The sequence below is a fragment of the Paraburkholderia aromaticivorans genome (assembly GCF_012689525.1).
Classification (GTDB): domain Bacteria; phylum Pseudomonadota; class Gammaproteobacteria; order Burkholderiales; family Burkholderiaceae; genus Paraburkholderia; species Paraburkholderia aromaticivorans_A.
Genome location: NZ_CP051516.1, coordinates 1,267,437 through 1,281,878 on the forward strand (window position 1 = coordinate 1,267,437; position 14,442 = coordinate 1,281,878).

Consider the following 14,442-nt stretch of genomic DNA (forward strand, 5'->3'; position numbering starts at 1 on the left):
GCCCAATAGAGAAGTTAACAAGCAGGGACTACGCGGTCGCCCGGGCCTTTTGCACGCCCACTTCCGGGGAGCGCATCACGGTCCAGTAGATCACCTTGAGTTCGCCTTCGTACGTCTCGACGAGCGCCGACAGGCTTTCGACCCAGTCGCCGTCGTTGCAATACAGGACGCCGTCGATATCGCGTATCTCGGCTTTATGGATGTGCCCGCAGACGACGCCGTCGCAGCCGCGGCGGCGCGCTTCGTCGGTCATCACGCGTTCGAACGAGGAGATGAAATTCACCGCGTTCTTCACCTGATGCTTCAGGTACTGCGACAGCGACCAGTACGGAAAACCGAGCCGGCTGCGGATCCGGTTGAACCAGCGGTTCAGGATCAGGATCATGGTGTAGAGCGTGTCGCCGAGATAGGCGAGCCACTTGGCGTGCTGGATCACGCCGTCGAACAGATCGCCGTGCACGATCCACAGACGCTTGCCGGCGAGCGTGGTGTGAAACGCCTCGCCGCGCACGTGGATGTCGCCGAACGCGAGGTCGCAGAACTGGCGCGCGGCTTCGTCGTGATTGCCGGGCACGTAGATCACCTGGGTGCCTTTGCGCGCCTTGCGCAGCACTTTCTGCACGACGTCGTTGTGCGCCTGCGGCCAGTACCAGCCTTTCCTCAACTGCCAGCCGTCGATGATGTCGCCGACGAGGTACAGATACTCCGAGTCGTTGTGGCGCAGGAAGTCGAGCAGATAGGGCGCCTGGCAGCCGCTCGAGCCGAGATGGATGTCGGACAGCCAGATGGTGCGGTAGCGATGCGGCTCGGCGTGATCGTCGTCGTGCTGGTCAGCGTTGACGTCGAGCGGCAGTGGCGCCACGGGCAACGGCAAGCCGTGACTGTGGTTGGGTTCCGGGCGGAACGCGACAGGGTCGACGCTCGGGCCGGTCTGGCGGAACAGGGAAGTCGCGGACGTTTTGGGGTCCATGGCTCACGCGTCGAGTTGCGGTGCCCGTATTGGGCCAAGTGTGCGTGACTGTGCCGTGACAGTCATGAGAAGTTCTTATTACTGCGGGGTGGGGGAAGTGAGCCGGCGGGGTGTGAGAGGGGGGGCAGAACACTAACGGTCTTGGCGGGCGGGGCTCGCGTGGTGTGGTGGCTGACCGTGGGGTGAATGATTGAGAGGTCAGCACGGCCGCGACCTGCGCGGCGCGCGTAGTGTGGTAGCGGCCCAACAGGAAAGCAAAATAACCGGCCGGCACGGCCCCGCTCGGCATGACGCGCCCGGCGTGATAGCGGCCCGACAGGAAAGCGAAATCCCGGCCGGGCAGCGTGAGACGGCTCAGCGCGAGACGCTGACGACCCGAGTGCCGGCGAGGCGGTCGTGCAGGAATTGGCGCTGCGGATCGAAACGGCCGGTGGCGGCCCACAGCACGAACCAGATGCCGGCGATCAGCAACGTCTGCGGCAGCTTGAGCCCGAGCAGTGGATGCAGCGCCAGCGGCGGCAAAAACCACAGCCACGCGAGCACGTAGCGGGCGATTGCGCGGCCGGTGGAGAGCGGTGCGCCGTCGGCGGCGACCACGCGCAGGCGCCAGGTTTTCATCGGCAAGGTCTGGCCGCTGTGGGTCCAGAACCAGACAAAGTACACGCCGACCACGAGGCCGATCCATGTCGCCAGCAGGTTGTGATGGGTCAGGCCGTTGCGTTGCTGCGTCAGCGTGCTGAAAAGATAGCCGGCGATAAACACCACGCCGAACAGGATCAGCGCTTCGTAGAGCAGCGCCGCGAGGCGCCGCCGGACGGTGGGTGCGTCGCCGTTGGTGTCGGCGGCCAGTGCCGGGGTCGTGAGCGGCTGGGACACGGCGCGCCGGGCTCAGGAACCGTTGAAGATCGACGGCGCTTCGGCCGGCGAAACCGGCAGCGGCGTAGCGGGCACGAAGCTGCCGCCGGCGGGAATCGGCGGCGTGGCAACCGGGCTCGGCAATGACGCCGCAGCCGCGGCGCTTACAGCTGCCGTGCCGCTTGCGCCGTGCTCGCGCGCATTGACGAGGCGGTCGATCCCCTTGATTTCATTGCGGCCCGAAGGCGGCGCGCTAACCACGCTGGGCCGGCGTTTGTGCTCGCTGGCGGCGAGCCGTTCTTTCTGCTCTTCGGGCAACTGCTGATACGCCTTCCAGGCGTTCTGACGGGTTTCGCGCGGCAATTCCTTCGATACCTGATAGTTTTCACGTGCGACGCGCCGCTGATCGGGCGTCATACGGGTCCATTCAGTCATGCGGTCATGTAAGCGTTTTTGCGCATCAGGCGACATCTTCGGGTAACGCGACGCGATCTTGATCCATTTTCGCTTACGTTCTTCGCTGAAGGAGTCCCATTGGGCTTCGAACGGCGCGAGCGCGATATGCTCAGCCGAAGTCAGGCGCGACCACGCCATCGGGCTGTTGCTGCCGGGCAGGCTGGGCAAATCGACGGCGAGCGTCGGTGCGGGCACCTTGGCGGTCGCGTTCCCGCCCGCGGCAGGCGCGCTGACGGGCGACGGATTTGGATAAAAGCGCGGATAAGTCGCGGCAAACGACACCAGGGCCGCGATCGTGCATCCGAAAACAACGGCCAGGCCGCGCTTGTAACTCACCCGAAGAATCTCCCGCTCAGTGGGCGCGTGAAAGGTACGCGTTGAAACCGTGGTCGAGATAGGCATTGAGCGGCAGGTCGTCGCTTAGCATGGCGGCATCGATATCGGCGAGTTCGGCGGTGCGTTGCTGGTCTTCCCAGTAGGCAATGCCCACAAGGCTGATGACCAGCGCGGCGAGCGGCCACGCGAGCGCAAAGCGGCGCAGCGGGGAGCGGCGGCGCCGCGGCAGTTCGACCGGCGGCATGCCGCCGGCCATGCCCGCGCCGGCGAAGGCCGGGACGAACACCGGCGCGCTCACGGTTTCGGGCTTCTTGCGGGCGAGCGCGGCACGACGCGCCGCGGCGAGTCGATCGGCGGTGGCGGACGGAATGCTGGCGGCGTTTTCGTCGAGCGCGCGGCGCACCTGGCGGGCGAACTCGAGTTCTTTAGTTTCGAGGGAGCTCATAGCGTGATTCCTTTGGCCTTGAGCGCTTGCGCCAGCGTGTGGGTGGCCCGCGAGCAGTGCGTTTTCACACTGCCTTCGGAGCAGCCCATCGCGGCGGCAGTCTCGGCGACATCCATATCTTCCCAATAACGCATGAGAAACGCCTCCCGTTGACGTGCCGGTAACTTTTGGATCTCGTCGTCGATTAACTGCAGAACCTGTTCGCGTTCGAGCTTCTGTTCGTTGCTCTCGGAGCCCGCCGAGCCCTGCTGGGCCTCGAAGGTTTCGAGGGGGTCGAAATCTTCGTCGTCGGCGTTGCCGAGCGACGAGAAGAGACTGACCCAAGTATTGCGTACTTTGGCACGACGGAAATAGTCGTGCATCGCATTCTGCAGAATACGCTGAAACAGCAGCGGAAGTTCGGCGGGCGGACGGTCGCCATATTTTTCGGCGAGCTTGATCATCGCGTCCTGCACGATATCCAGCGAGGCGTCGTCGTCCCGCACGGCGTAGACCGTCTGCTTGAATGCGCGCCTTTCGACGCCCGCCAAAAAATCGGCGAGTTCCTTGTCTGATGCCATCCGTTGGGGGTCGGCGCAGCGAGCGTGCGCGTAATCGGTCGAAAAATGTCGTAAAGCTCGCGGATGTTAACAAACTTTCGCGCAGATGGGGCGAAACGCGGCTCACCTTGCGTCTATATAACAGGCTGTCGGTCAATTTTGAGATTCGGGCGATGGCGCCACGGCAATATTTGCTTGACCTCGCGGGCGTCTGCAGATATCGTCGCTGGTTCGCAACATAAGTGACTTGTCTCAATTGAGGTGTGGCCCAAGAAGCTCACCTGTCAACTGGACGCGCCGCTTGAACCCGAGCCACAAGCCCGGCAGAGAGCACCCGATCAAATTTTTGCCGAAATTTCGAAAGGTGAATTAATGAATATGCCCAGCGCGGAATTCTCCACGTCGGATACGACTCCCCATCCCGAAGCTGACTCTATCGGCGCCACCGTGCTCATGAAGGCACTGGCCGACGAAGACGTCGAGTTTGTGTGGGGCTATCCCGGCGGCTCGGTACTCTACATTTACGACGAGCTGTACAAGCAGGACAAGTTCCAGCATATCCTCGTGCGCCACGAGCAGGCCGCGGTCCACGCCGCCGACGCCTACGCGCGTTCCACCGGCAAAGTCGGTGTGTGCCTCGTGACTTCCGGCCCCGGCGTCACCAATGCGGTGACCGGCATCGCCACCGCTTACATGGATTCCATTCCGTTGGTGGTGATCAGCGGCCAGGTGCCGACTGCCGCGATCGGCCAGGATGCGTTCCAGGAGTGCGACACGGTCGGTATCACGCGTCCTTGCGTGAAGCACAACTTCCTTGTGAAGGACGTGCGCGATCTCGCCGCCACCGTCAAGAAAGCGTTTTTTATCGCTCGTACCGGCCGTCCCGGCCCGGTGTTGATTGACATTCCGAAAGACGTGTCGAAAACGCCTTGCCAATACGAGCCGCTCAAGAGCGTGTCGCTGCGCTCGTACAACCCGGTCACGAAAGGTCACTCCGGCCAGATTCGCAAGGCCGTGGCCTTGTTGCTGTCGGCCAAGCGTCCTTATATCTACACCGGCGGCGGCATCATTCTCGCGGACGCCTCGCGTGAACTGAATCAGTTCGCCGATCTGCTCGGCTATCCCGTCACCAACACGTTGATGGGTCTGGGCGGCTACCGCGCGAGCGACAAGAAATTCCTCGGCATGCTCGGCATGCACGGCACGTACGAAGCCAACATGGCGATGCAGCACTGTGACGTGCTGATCGCGATCGGCGCGCGCTTCGACGACCGTGTGATCGGCGACCCGGCGCACTTCTCGTCGCGTCCGCGCAAGATCATCCATATCGACATCGATCCGTCCTCCATCTCCAAGCGCGTCAAGGTCGACATTCCGATCGTCGGCGACGTGAAGGAAGTGCTGAAGGAATTGATCGAGCAGTTGCAAACGGCCGAACATGGCCCGGACACCGCGGCGCTCGCCGACTGGTGGAAGGACATCGAAGCCTGGCGCGCGAAAGACTGCCTGAAGTTCGACCGCAAGAGCGACATCATCAAGCCGCAGTACGTGGTGGAAAAGGCGTGGGAACTGACCGACGGCAATGCCTTTGTGTGTTCCGACGTCGGCCAGCACCAGATGTGGGCGGCGCAGTTCTATCGCTTCAACAAGCCGCGCCGCTGGATCAACTCCGGGGGTCTCGGCACGATGGGCTTCGGCCTGCCGGCGGCGATGGGCGTGAAGATGGCGCACCCGGACGACGACGTGCTCTGTATCACGGGCGAAGGCTCGATCCAGATGTGTATCCAGGAGTTGTCGACCTGCAAGCAGTACGAGACGCCCATCAAGATCATTTCGCTGAACAACCGCTATCTGGGCATGGTGCGCCAGTGGCAGCAGATCGAATACAGCAAGCGCTATTCGCATTCGTACATGGATGCGCTGCCGGATTTCGTGAAGCTCGCCGAAGCGTACGGCCACGTCGGCATGCGGATCGAACGCACGGCCGATGTCGAGCCGGCGCTCAAGGAAGCGCTGCGCCTGAAAGATCGCACGGTGTTTCTCGATTTCCAGACCGATCCGACCGAAAACGTCTGGCCGATGGTTCAGGCCGGCAAGGGCATCACCGAGATGCTCATGGGTTCGGAAGATCTATAACGACGGCGCGTGTGGGTAAACGCAGCGTTAGCTTCGTCATGCGCGCCTTCATGAAAGGCGAGGGCGGACGAAGCGGCGCGAAGCCGTTCGCGGACATCGACAAAAACATCTGGAAGAAGCGAAACATGAGACACATCATTTCCGTCCTGCTGGAAAACGAACCGGGCGCGTTATCACGCGTGGTTGGTCTCTTCTCGGCACGCGGCTACAACATTGAAACCTTGACGGTGGCTCCGACCGAAGACCGTTCGCTGTCGCGCATGACCATCGTCTCCATTGGCTCGGACGACGTGATCGAACAGATCACGAAGCATCTGAACCGCCTGATCGAGGTGGTGAAAGTGGTCGACCTTACCGAGGGCGCCCACATCGAGCGCGAGCTGATGTTGATCAAGGTGAGGGCGGTCGGCAAGGAACGTGAGGAGATGAAACGGATGTCGGATATTTTCCGCGGCCGCATCATCGACGTCACCGAAAAGACCTACACGATCGAACTGACGGGCGCGAGCGACAAGCTCGATGCCTTCATCGAAGGGATCGACGCTACCGCGATTCTCGAAACGGTCCGCACGGGCGGCTCGGGGATCGGTCGCGGCGAGCGCATTCTGAAGGTGTGACGCGCAAGCGTTCATGCCGTCTCGATCCAGGCCGGCAGTGCCTTTAAGAACCGGCCACGCAACACACTATTTGCAGTATTTGAATTTCACTGAATCATCGAATTTAGCCAAGGAACCGACATGAAAGTTTTCTACGACAAGGACGCTGACCTCTCCCTCATCAAGGGCAAGCAAGTCACCATCATCGGCTATGGCTCGCAAGGCCATGCGCACGCGCTGAACCTGAAGGAAAGCGGCGTGAACATCACGGTCGGTCTGCGCAAGGGCGGCGCATCGTGGAGCAAGGCTGAGAACGCCGGCCTGCAAGTCAAGGAAGTGGCGGAAGCCGTCAAGGGCGCAGATGTGGTCATGATGCTGCTGCCGGACGAGCAGATCGCCGAAGTCTATGCGAAAGAAGTGCACGCCAACGCCAAGCAAGGCGCGGCGCTCGCCTTCGCGCACGGCTTCAACGTGCACTACGGTCAGGTGATTCCGCGTGCCGACCTCGACGTCATCATGATCGCGCCGAAGGCGCCGGGCCACACGGTTCGCGGCACCTACTCGCAAGGTGGCGGCGTGCCGCACCTGATCGCCGTCGCGCAAGACAAGTCGGGCGCGGCACGTGACATCGCTTTGTCGTACGCTGCGGCGAACGGCGGCGGCCGTGCCGGCATCATCGAAACGAACTTCCGCGAAGAAACGGAAACCGACCTGTTCGGCGAACAAGCCGTGCTGTGCGGCGGTACGGTCGACCTGATCAAGGCCGGCTTCGAAACGCTGGTGGAAGCGGGCTACGCGCCGGAAATGGCGTACTTCGAATGCCTGCACGAACTGAAGCTGATCGTCGACCTGATCTATGAAGGCGGCATCGCCAACATGAACTACTCGATCTCGAACAACGCCGAATACGGCGAGTACGTGACGGGTCCGCGTATCGTGACGGCTGAAACGAAGAAGGCGATGAAGGCTGTGCTGACCGACATTCAGACGGGCGAGTACGCGAAGAGCTTCATCATCGAAAACAAGGCTGGCGCACCGACGCTGCAATCGCGCCGCCGTCTGACGGCTGAACACCAGATCGAAACGGTCGGTGCAAAGCTGCGTTCGATGATGCCGTGGATCGCTGCGAACAAGTTGGTCGACCAGTCGAAGAACTAAGCTGGTTTTGGCTGATGTCCGGTGCGGCGCTATGCCGTAACAGCCGGACAGATCAAAAAGCCGCCCAAGGGTGCTGAACCCTGGGCGGCTTTTGCTATCCTACGGTTTTACAAAAACACAGAAGCCATTCATGAATTACCCACATCCGATCATCGCGCGAGAAGGCTGGCCGTTCATCGCCATCGCGGCCGTCGTTGCACTGCTGGTTCACTTCATCGCGGGGTTCGGCTTTTCATGGCTGTTCTGGCTCCTCCTGATCTTCGTCGTGCAGTTCTTCCGCGATCCGGCGCGCCCGATCCCCACGCAGGCGAATGCCGTGCTGTGCCCGGCCGACGGCCGTATCGTCGCGGTCGAAACCGCGCATGATCCGTACGCCAATCGTGAAGCGCTGAAGATCAGCGTGTTCATGAACGTCTTCAACGTCCACTCGCAACGTTCGCCGGTGGATGGCGCGATCTCCAAGGTCGAATATTTCCCGGGCGCGTACCTGAATGCCGCGGTGGACAAGGCTTCGACCGAAAACGAGCGCAATGCGGTGGTGATCGAAATGGCCGGCGGCCAGACGGTGACCTCGGTGCAGATCGCCGGTTTGATCGCGCGGCGCATTCTTTGCTACGTACGGGCAGGTGAGCCGCTCACCCGTGGTCAGCGGTACGGATTTATCCGCTTCGGTTCGCGCGTCGACGTGTATCTGCCGGTGGGCAGCCGTCCGCGTGTGTCGATCGGCGAGAAGGTTTCGGCGTCGTCCACGATCCTCGCTGAACTATAAAGCGGCACACAGGAGGTTTTCCGAATGGCCGCATTCAAACCGCGTCGACCCCGTAACAGCGGACCGCTTCCGCGTCCGTTCCGCCGTAACAAGCCGATGGTGACGGAGGCGGCGGTCGACAGCCGGCGCGCCCAGCGTCAGCAGTTCCTGAGAAAGCGCGGCATTTATCTGCTGCCAAACGCCTTCACCACGGCGGCCCTGTTCTGCGGCTTCTTTGCCGTGGTGCAGGCCATGAATGTGCGCTTCGAGGTCGCGGCCATTGCGATCTTCGTGGCCATGGTGCTCGACGGCATGGACGGCCGCGTCGCCCGCATGACGCATACGCAAAGCGCGTTCGGCGAGCAGTTCGACAGCCTGTCGGACATGGTGTCGTTCGGCGTGGCGCCGGCGCTGGTGATGTACGAGTGGATTCTGAAGGACCTCGGCCGCTGGGGCTGGCTCGCGGCGTTCGTCTATTGTTCGGGTGCGGCGCTGCGTCTCGCGCGTTTCAACACGAACATCGGCGTGGTCGACAAGCGTTTCTTCCAGGGCATGCCGAGCCCGGCCGCGGCGGCGCTGATCGCCGGTTTCGTGTGGCTCGCTACGGACAATCGCGTGCCGCTCAAGCTGGTCTGGCTGCCGTGGGTTGCCTTCGTGCTGACGATCTACGCTGGCGTGACGATGGTGTCGAACGCGCCGTTCTACAGCGGCAAGGCGCTCGACGTGCGGCATCGCGTGCCGTTCGGCGTGATTCTGCTGGTGGTGGTCGCGTTCGTGCTGGTGTCGTCCGATCCGCCGCTGATGCTGTTTGGCCTGTTCGTGCTGTACGGCCTGTCCGGCTACGTTTTCTGGGGTTATCAGGCGCTGCGGGGCAGAGCGAATCCGGCGCGCTCGGTGATAGGGGAAAGGTAACGGTTCGCTCGCGTGCGCCGCTGCGCACGACACGGAAAAACGGCGGCCTTCGGGCCGCCGTTTTTCGTTCGGCAAGCCCGTCCGGCGGCGCCCGGCTGCGTTTTGCAGGCAGGTCCGGCGCTAATTGCACGCCGGCGGGAATGTCGCTATAGTCGTTGGATCAATGCGTTCACGTTCCTTGCCGAGCCGCGCAACGAGTCTCGACAGGCGCCGCGCCGCTGAGCGTGCCTATGCTGGAGCGTCTGGCGCGCGGATCGTCGCGGCGAACGTCTCGCTTTTGGTCACGCTGATCGTTTTTGCCCTCGGTTCACCTCGTCCGTGATCGAGCGTCGCCAGCGGTGGCGCAGACAGCCAGATTCCAATATCCCCTCCCCACAATTGAACGACTCCGCAGGAGACTCGACATGTCCGACAAACTGATCATATTCGACACCACGTTGCGAGACGGCGAACAATCGCCCGGCGCGTCGATGACGAAGGAAGAGAAAATCCGTATCGCCAAGCAACTCGAACGGATGAAAGTGGACGTGATCGAAGCAGGCTTCGCGGCAAGCTCGAACGGCGACTTCGATTCGATTCAGACGATCGCGGGCCTCATCAAGGACAGCACGGTCTGCTCGCTCGCCCGCGCCAACGACAAAGACATTCAGCGCGCGGCCGACGCGCTCAAACCCGCCGATCACTTCCGCATCCACACGTTCATCGCAACTTCGCCGCTGCACATGGAAAAGAAGCTGCGCATGACGCCGGACCAGGTGTTCGAGCAGGCCAAGCTGGCCGTGCGTTTCGCCCGCAAGTTCACCGACGACGTCGAGTTCTCGCCGGAAGACGGCAGCCGCTCGGATATGGATTTCCTGTGCCGCGTGCTGGAAGCGGTGATCGCCGAAGGGGCGACCACCATTAACATCGCGGACACCGTCGGCTATGGCGTGCCGGAGTTGTACGGCCAACTCGTGAAAACGCTGCGCGAGCGCATTCCGAACTCGCATAAAGCGGTGTTCTCCGTGCATTGCCATAACGACCTCGGCATGGCGGTGGCGAATTCGCTGGCCGGCGTGAAGATCGGCGGCGCGCGTCAGGTCGAGTGCACGATCAACGGTCTCGGCGAGCGCGCGGGCAACACGTCGCTCGAAGAAATCGTGATGGCCGTGAAGACCCGCAAGGATTACTTCGGCCTCGAAGTCGGTCTCGATACCACGCAGATCGTGCCAGCTTCGAAGCTGGTGTCGCAGATCACCGGTTTCGTCGTGCAGCCGAACAAGGCGGTGGTCGGCGCGAACGCGTTTGCGCACGCGTCCGGCATCCATCAGGACGGCGTGCTGAAGGCGCGCGATACCTATGAAATCATGCGCGCCGAAGACGTGGGCTGGAGCGCGAACAAGATCGTGCTCGGCAAGCTGTCGGGCCGTAACGCGTTCAAGCAGCGACTGCAGGAACTGGGCATCGCGCTGGATAGCGAAGCCGAATTGAACACGGCGTTCGCGCGCTTCAAGGAACTGGCCGACCGCAAGTCGGAAATTTTCGACGAAGACATCATCGCGATCGTCACGGAAGAATCCGCCGAGGCGCAGCAGAAGGAGCACTACAAGTTCCTGTCGCTGTCGCAACATTCGGAAACCGGCGAGCAGCCGCACGCGAAGATCGTGTTCTCGGTGGAAGGCAAGGAAGTGACCGGCGAAGCGCGCGGCAACGGTCCGGTCGACGCCACGCTGAACGCGATCGAAACAGAAGTGGGCAGCGGCTCGGAGCTGCTGCTGTACTCGGTGAACGCGATCACCACCGGCACGCAGGCGCAAGGCGAAGTGACCGTGCGTCTGTCGAAGAGCGGGCGCATTGTCAACGGTGTGGGCACCGATCCGGATATCGTCGCGGCTTCGGCAAAGGCGTATATCTCGGCGCTCAACAAGCTGTATTCGAACGCGGACAAGTTGAATCCGCAACGTTCGGAGTGAGCGGCGTGGTAGCAGCGCGCTGACGGCGCGCTTGGGCGGCTATCGTTATCGCGTGAATCGGAAAATCCCCGTGCCTTAAATTGCACGGGGATTTTTGCATTGAGCGGCGTTATTCCGTTGCCGCGCGTCGCATCGACCAGCCGCGTGACGCGCGCGCCTGCGCTTGGACTTGGTGCCGCACGTCGACCGCGATGCCGCGGCGCGGCGCATCGGCCACGAACGTGTCGAGCAGTTCGCGCACGTCGTGGTCGACGAAATCGGCGCGCGTCGCATCGACGATCAAGGTGGCGCCGTCGGGAATCTGCTGCAGGTAGTGTTTGAGCGCCACTTTGCCGAGAAACGACACGTCCTTTCGAAACGACAGCAGATAGTGATCGCCGTGTTGCGCGAGCACGATCGGGCTGCGCAGATTCGCGTACAGCGCGAGCAGCACGCTGCACAGAATGCCGAGCACAATGCCGATCAGCAGATCGGTCGCGAGCACGCCGACCAGCGTGACGATAAACGGCGCAAACGGCGCAAAGCCCTGTTTTGCGACGGCGACGAACAGCGACGGCTTGGCGAGTTTCAGCCCCGTGAAGATCAGGATCGCCGCGAGACAGGCCAGCGGAATCAGGTTGATGACGCTAGTGAGCGCAAACACGCTGACGAGTAGCAGCACGCCGTGAATGATCGCCGAGAGCCGGCTTTGCGCGCCCGCATGCACATTGGCCGAACTGCGCACGATCACCGATGTGATCGGCAATCCGCCGATCGCGCCGGCAATCAGATTGCCCACGCCTTGCGCCTTCAATTCGCGATCCGGTCGCGCGGCACGTCGTTCGGGATCGATCTGCTCGACGGCTTCGAGGCTCAGCAGCGTTTCCAGACTGGCGACGATGGCCAGCGTGATCGCGACGCGCCAGACATCGGGATTGACGAGTTGTGCGAAGTGCGGCCCGAAGTCGGCCCATTCCAGTGCGAGTTGCAATGCGGCGAACGATTCCAGCGGCGGCAGGGCGACCCGATGTTCGGCGGGCGGCGCGAGCGACGGCGCCAGCACGCTGAGCAGCAACGTCGCGCCGATGCCCAGCAGAACGACGGCGAGCGGCGCCGGTACGCGGCGCACCAATACAAAACGTCGAAATGCACGGGTTTCCCAGCCGATCAGAATCGCCAGTGAGAGCACGGCGATCACGCAAGCCGCCAGCGAAATCGAGCCGAACGGCGTTGCAACCGCGCCGGCCGCCTGCGCGACAGGTTGCGCACCGGAAGCGGCGTCCACGCCGGATAACCCTAGCGCGAGCGGAAACTGCTTGACGATCAGCAACACGCCGATGGCCGCGAGCATGCCCTTGATCACCGGCGACGGCACATAGGCGGCAAAACGGCCGGCTTTGAGCATGCCGAAGCCGAACTGGATCGCACCGGACAGCAGCACGGCCAGCAGGAACGCGGAGAAGCTGCCGAGTTGCGCGATCCCGTCGACGACGATCACGACGAGGCCCGCCGCCGGCCCGCTCACGCTCAATCGTGAGCCGCTCAGCACGGCCACCACCAGCCCGCCGACGATGCCCGAGACGAGCCCGGCAAATGGTTCGACGCCCGATGCGTTGGCGATGCCCAGACAGAGCGGCAGGGCCACCAGAAAAACGACCGTGCCCGCAAGCAGGTCGCGCTGAAACGTGGAGAAGAAAGCTCGAAGGTTCATGGTGTCGGTGCCGTGAGGAGTGAGGCCTGGAATGCGGCGAAAGCTGAACCGGATCGGATTCGCATGAAGTGTCGCGTCAGGCGGCGCTGTGGGCCGCGGTCGTGCAGGTCATCGCGTCGTCGGCTTCGTAGCCGGACGTGAGGACCTTGATGCGCCCGTCTTCGAGCGCGAAGATCCAGCCGTGCACGAGCGGCGCCGCATCGGCATCCCGCACGATGGGATGCGCGCGTAACCCACGCACCTGTTCGAGCACGTTCAGTTCGGCGAGACGGTTGACGCGCTCACGCTCGTTCTCGTGGCCCTGCAGTTCTTCGTGATGCGCTTCGGCGAGCGTGCAGAGTGGCGCGATTCGTCGATTCACATGCGGCAGGCTCGGCTCGGGCGGCAGCAGCGCGGCGCGCACGCCGCCGCATCCGTAGTGGCCGCAGACGATCACATGACCGACCTTCAGCACCTTCACCGCATATTCGAGGACGCTCACCGAATTGTCGTCGTCGGGCTGAAAGAGGTTGGCGATGTTGCGGTGGACGAACAGGTCGCCCGGCTCGCAATGCGTGATGGTCTCGGCGGGCACACGGCTGTCCGAGCAGCCGATCCACAGTACGTGCGGATTCTGGCCATGCACCAGATCGCGAAAAAACTCGGGGTTGCGCACGGCGGTTTCATGCGCCCAGGCGACGTTGGCGACCAGCAGGCGTTTGGGACGGTTCATCGATAGCGGCTCCGTAAATGGGGCGAATTCATTCGGCGCCGAATTCACGGCTGCGCTCGTGCGACCCCATGGGAGGCCAGCATTGAATAAATTATTACGAAAGCCTTTCTATCAAAAAATAAATCCGCTGTGCGCGAAATAAAATTCGCCGTGATGCGCAATAAATAAAAAAAAGCCGCCCGGGAAGGCGGCTTCGTAGATGTCGGCGAATCGGGTCGGGCGGTGCTCAGAACAGGCTGCGGCGATCCGGATCGTGCAACGGATCGGGCGTTTTCTGCGTAAGGCGCACGATGCCCTGCTCGTCGAAATAAAAGCTGTACATCATGTACCAGACGTTGTCTTCCAGATAGCGATAGGTCCAGACTTCGCGCTTCATCAGCGGGAAGTACGACGTTTCGACCGGGCGGCCGAAGTTCACCAGCACGTCGCTCTTGGTCCATTTGCCGATTTCCACGCGATAGAACTCGTTGGGCTGCAGCACCTGGCGCACGTTGACGATCTTGCCGGCCGCGTCGATGTCGGCCGCGGTGGTGGTTTCGCCCATCGGCTGGGTCGGCCACATCAGCCGCTTGCCGCCGTTCGGCAGGTCGTAGCTTTCGCGCGGCGGGCCGAGGCGCGCGACAATCGTCGATTCGTCCGCGCCCTGGGTGTATTGCTGCCACGGCTGCACGCAGCCGGCAAGCGCCAGCACGCTCAGGCAGACGAGCGCCGCGCGGCGCAGGCGCCCTGCGGCCGGCGCTCCGATCGAGGCCGCCGTGGTGTGATGGCGGTTGAACATGTATTCCTCCGATGGCGTTTGAGTGGCGGTTTTTATCATCGAGACACATTATTTTGACACGCGCTGTGGCAAAAGATTTGCGCTTCGTGAAGAGCCGGCCGGGCACTACGATAACGCTTGCGCCGGCTTGCTTATTCCGTCCTGAACGACCTATGATCC

Annotated in this window: 14 protein-coding genes; 6 read left to right on the forward strand and 8 right to left on the reverse strand. The window is 62.5% G+C overall.

The features are described 5' to 3' along the window. Window positions 1–28 precede the first annotated feature (28 nt). The 5 genes from HF916_RS33615 to HF916_RS33635 form a co-directional block, all read right to left on the reverse strand. Window positions 29–970 carry a UDP-2,3-diacylglucosamine diphosphatase gene (locus tag HF916_RS33615; protein WP_168793140.1) on the reverse strand — a complete coding sequence of 314 codons (942 nt, stop codon included), beginning with the start codon at window positions 968–970 and terminating at the stop codon, window positions 29–31. 354 nt (window positions 971–1,324) lie between these two features. After that, complete coding sequence (locus HF916_RS33620; RefSeq protein ID WP_168793141.1) at window positions 1,325–1,846, reverse strand: RDD family protein; 522 nt, start codon at window positions 1,844–1,846, stop codon at window positions 1,325–1,327. A 12-nt stretch (window positions 1,847–1,858) separates the two neighbouring features. Next, a complete protein-coding gene (locus HF916_RS33625) occupies window positions 1,859–2,617 on the reverse strand; it encodes a DUF3106 domain-containing protein (protein WP_168793142.1) in 759 nt (252 codons plus the stop codon). A gap of 16 nt (window positions 2,618–2,633) precedes the next feature. Beyond that, complete coding sequence (locus HF916_RS33630; RefSeq protein WP_168793143.1) at window positions 2,634–3,062, reverse strand: DUF3619 family protein; 429 nt, start codon at window positions 3,060–3,062, stop codon at window positions 2,634–2,636. Continuing rightward, window positions 3,059–3,622: an RNA polymerase sigma factor gene (locus HF916_RS33635; protein ID WP_168793144.1), complete on the reverse strand. Its 564-nt coding sequence runs from the start codon at window positions 3,620–3,622 to the stop codon at window positions 3,059–3,061. Before HF916_RS33635 ends, HF916_RS33630 begins: the two co-directional genes overlap by 4 nt. A 351-nt stretch (window positions 3,623–3,973) precedes the next feature. Between HF916_RS33635 and HF916_RS33640 the strand changes: the two genes are divergently transcribed. From HF916_RS33640 to HF916_RS33665, 6 genes are all read left to right on the forward strand, one after another. Further along, window positions 3,974–5,737, forward strand: a complete 1,764-nt coding sequence (locus HF916_RS33640) for an acetolactate synthase 3 catalytic subunit (RefSeq protein ID WP_168793145.1) — start codon at window positions 3,974–3,976, stop codon at window positions 5,735–5,737. A 125-nt stretch (window positions 5,738–5,862) separates the two neighbouring features. After that, window positions 5,863–6,354 carry an acetolactate synthase small subunit gene (gene ilvN, locus HF916_RS33645; RefSeq protein ID WP_075157614.1) on the forward strand — a complete coding sequence of 164 codons (492 nt, stop codon included), beginning with the start codon at window positions 5,863–5,865 and terminating at the stop codon, window positions 6,352–6,354. A 120-nt stretch (window positions 6,355–6,474) separates the two neighbouring features. Next, window positions 6,475–7,491, forward strand: coding sequence for a ketol-acid reductoisomerase (ilvC, locus tag HF916_RS33650; RefSeq protein WP_074763518.1), 1,017 nt, complete (start codon window positions 6,475–6,477; stop codon window positions 7,489–7,491). Window positions 7,492–7,621: 130 nt separating this feature from the next. Continuing rightward, window positions 7,622–8,260 carry a phosphatidylserine decarboxylase gene (locus tag HF916_RS33655; RefSeq protein WP_012432365.1) on the forward strand — a complete coding sequence of 213 codons (639 nt, stop codon included), beginning with the start codon at window positions 7,622–7,624 and terminating at the stop codon, window positions 8,258–8,260. Window positions 8,261–8,284: 24 nt separating this feature from the next. Continuing rightward, a complete protein-coding gene (gene pssA / locus HF916_RS33660) occupies window positions 8,285–9,151 on the forward strand; it encodes a CDP-diacylglycerol--serine O-phosphatidyltransferase (RefSeq protein WP_168793146.1) in 867 nt (288 codons plus the stop codon). A gap of 404 nt (window positions 9,152–9,555) precedes the next feature. Beyond that, entirely contained in the window at window positions 9,556–11,103 is a 1,548-nt protein-coding gene (locus tag HF916_RS33665; protein WP_168793147.1) for a 2-isopropylmalate synthase, read from the forward strand. Window positions 11,104–11,212: 109 nt separating this feature from the next. Here the strand turns inward: HF916_RS33665 and HF916_RS33670 are convergent, their stop codons facing one another. The 3 genes from HF916_RS33670 to HF916_RS33680 all read right to left on the reverse strand — a co-directional run bounded on the left by HF916_RS33670 (window position 11,213) and on the right by HF916_RS33680 (window position 14,283). Next, the gene (locus HF916_RS33670) at window positions 11,213–12,793 is read right to left on the reverse strand and encodes a SulP family inorganic anion transporter (RefSeq protein ID WP_168793148.1); all 1,581 of its coding nucleotides are present in this window, start codon (window positions 12,791–12,793) and stop codon (window positions 11,213–11,215) included. Window positions 12,794–12,869: 76 nt separating this feature from the next. Beyond that, complete coding sequence (locus HF916_RS33675) at window positions 12,870–13,505, reverse strand: carbonic anhydrase (RefSeq protein WP_168793149.1); 636 nt, start codon at window positions 13,503–13,505, stop codon at window positions 12,870–12,872. Window positions 13,506–13,731: 226 nt separating this feature from the next. Further along, entirely contained in the window at window positions 13,732–14,283 is a 552-nt protein-coding gene (locus HF916_RS33680) for a hypothetical protein (RefSeq protein ID WP_168793150.1), read from the reverse strand. Window positions 14,284–14,442: the final 159 nt, after the last annotated feature.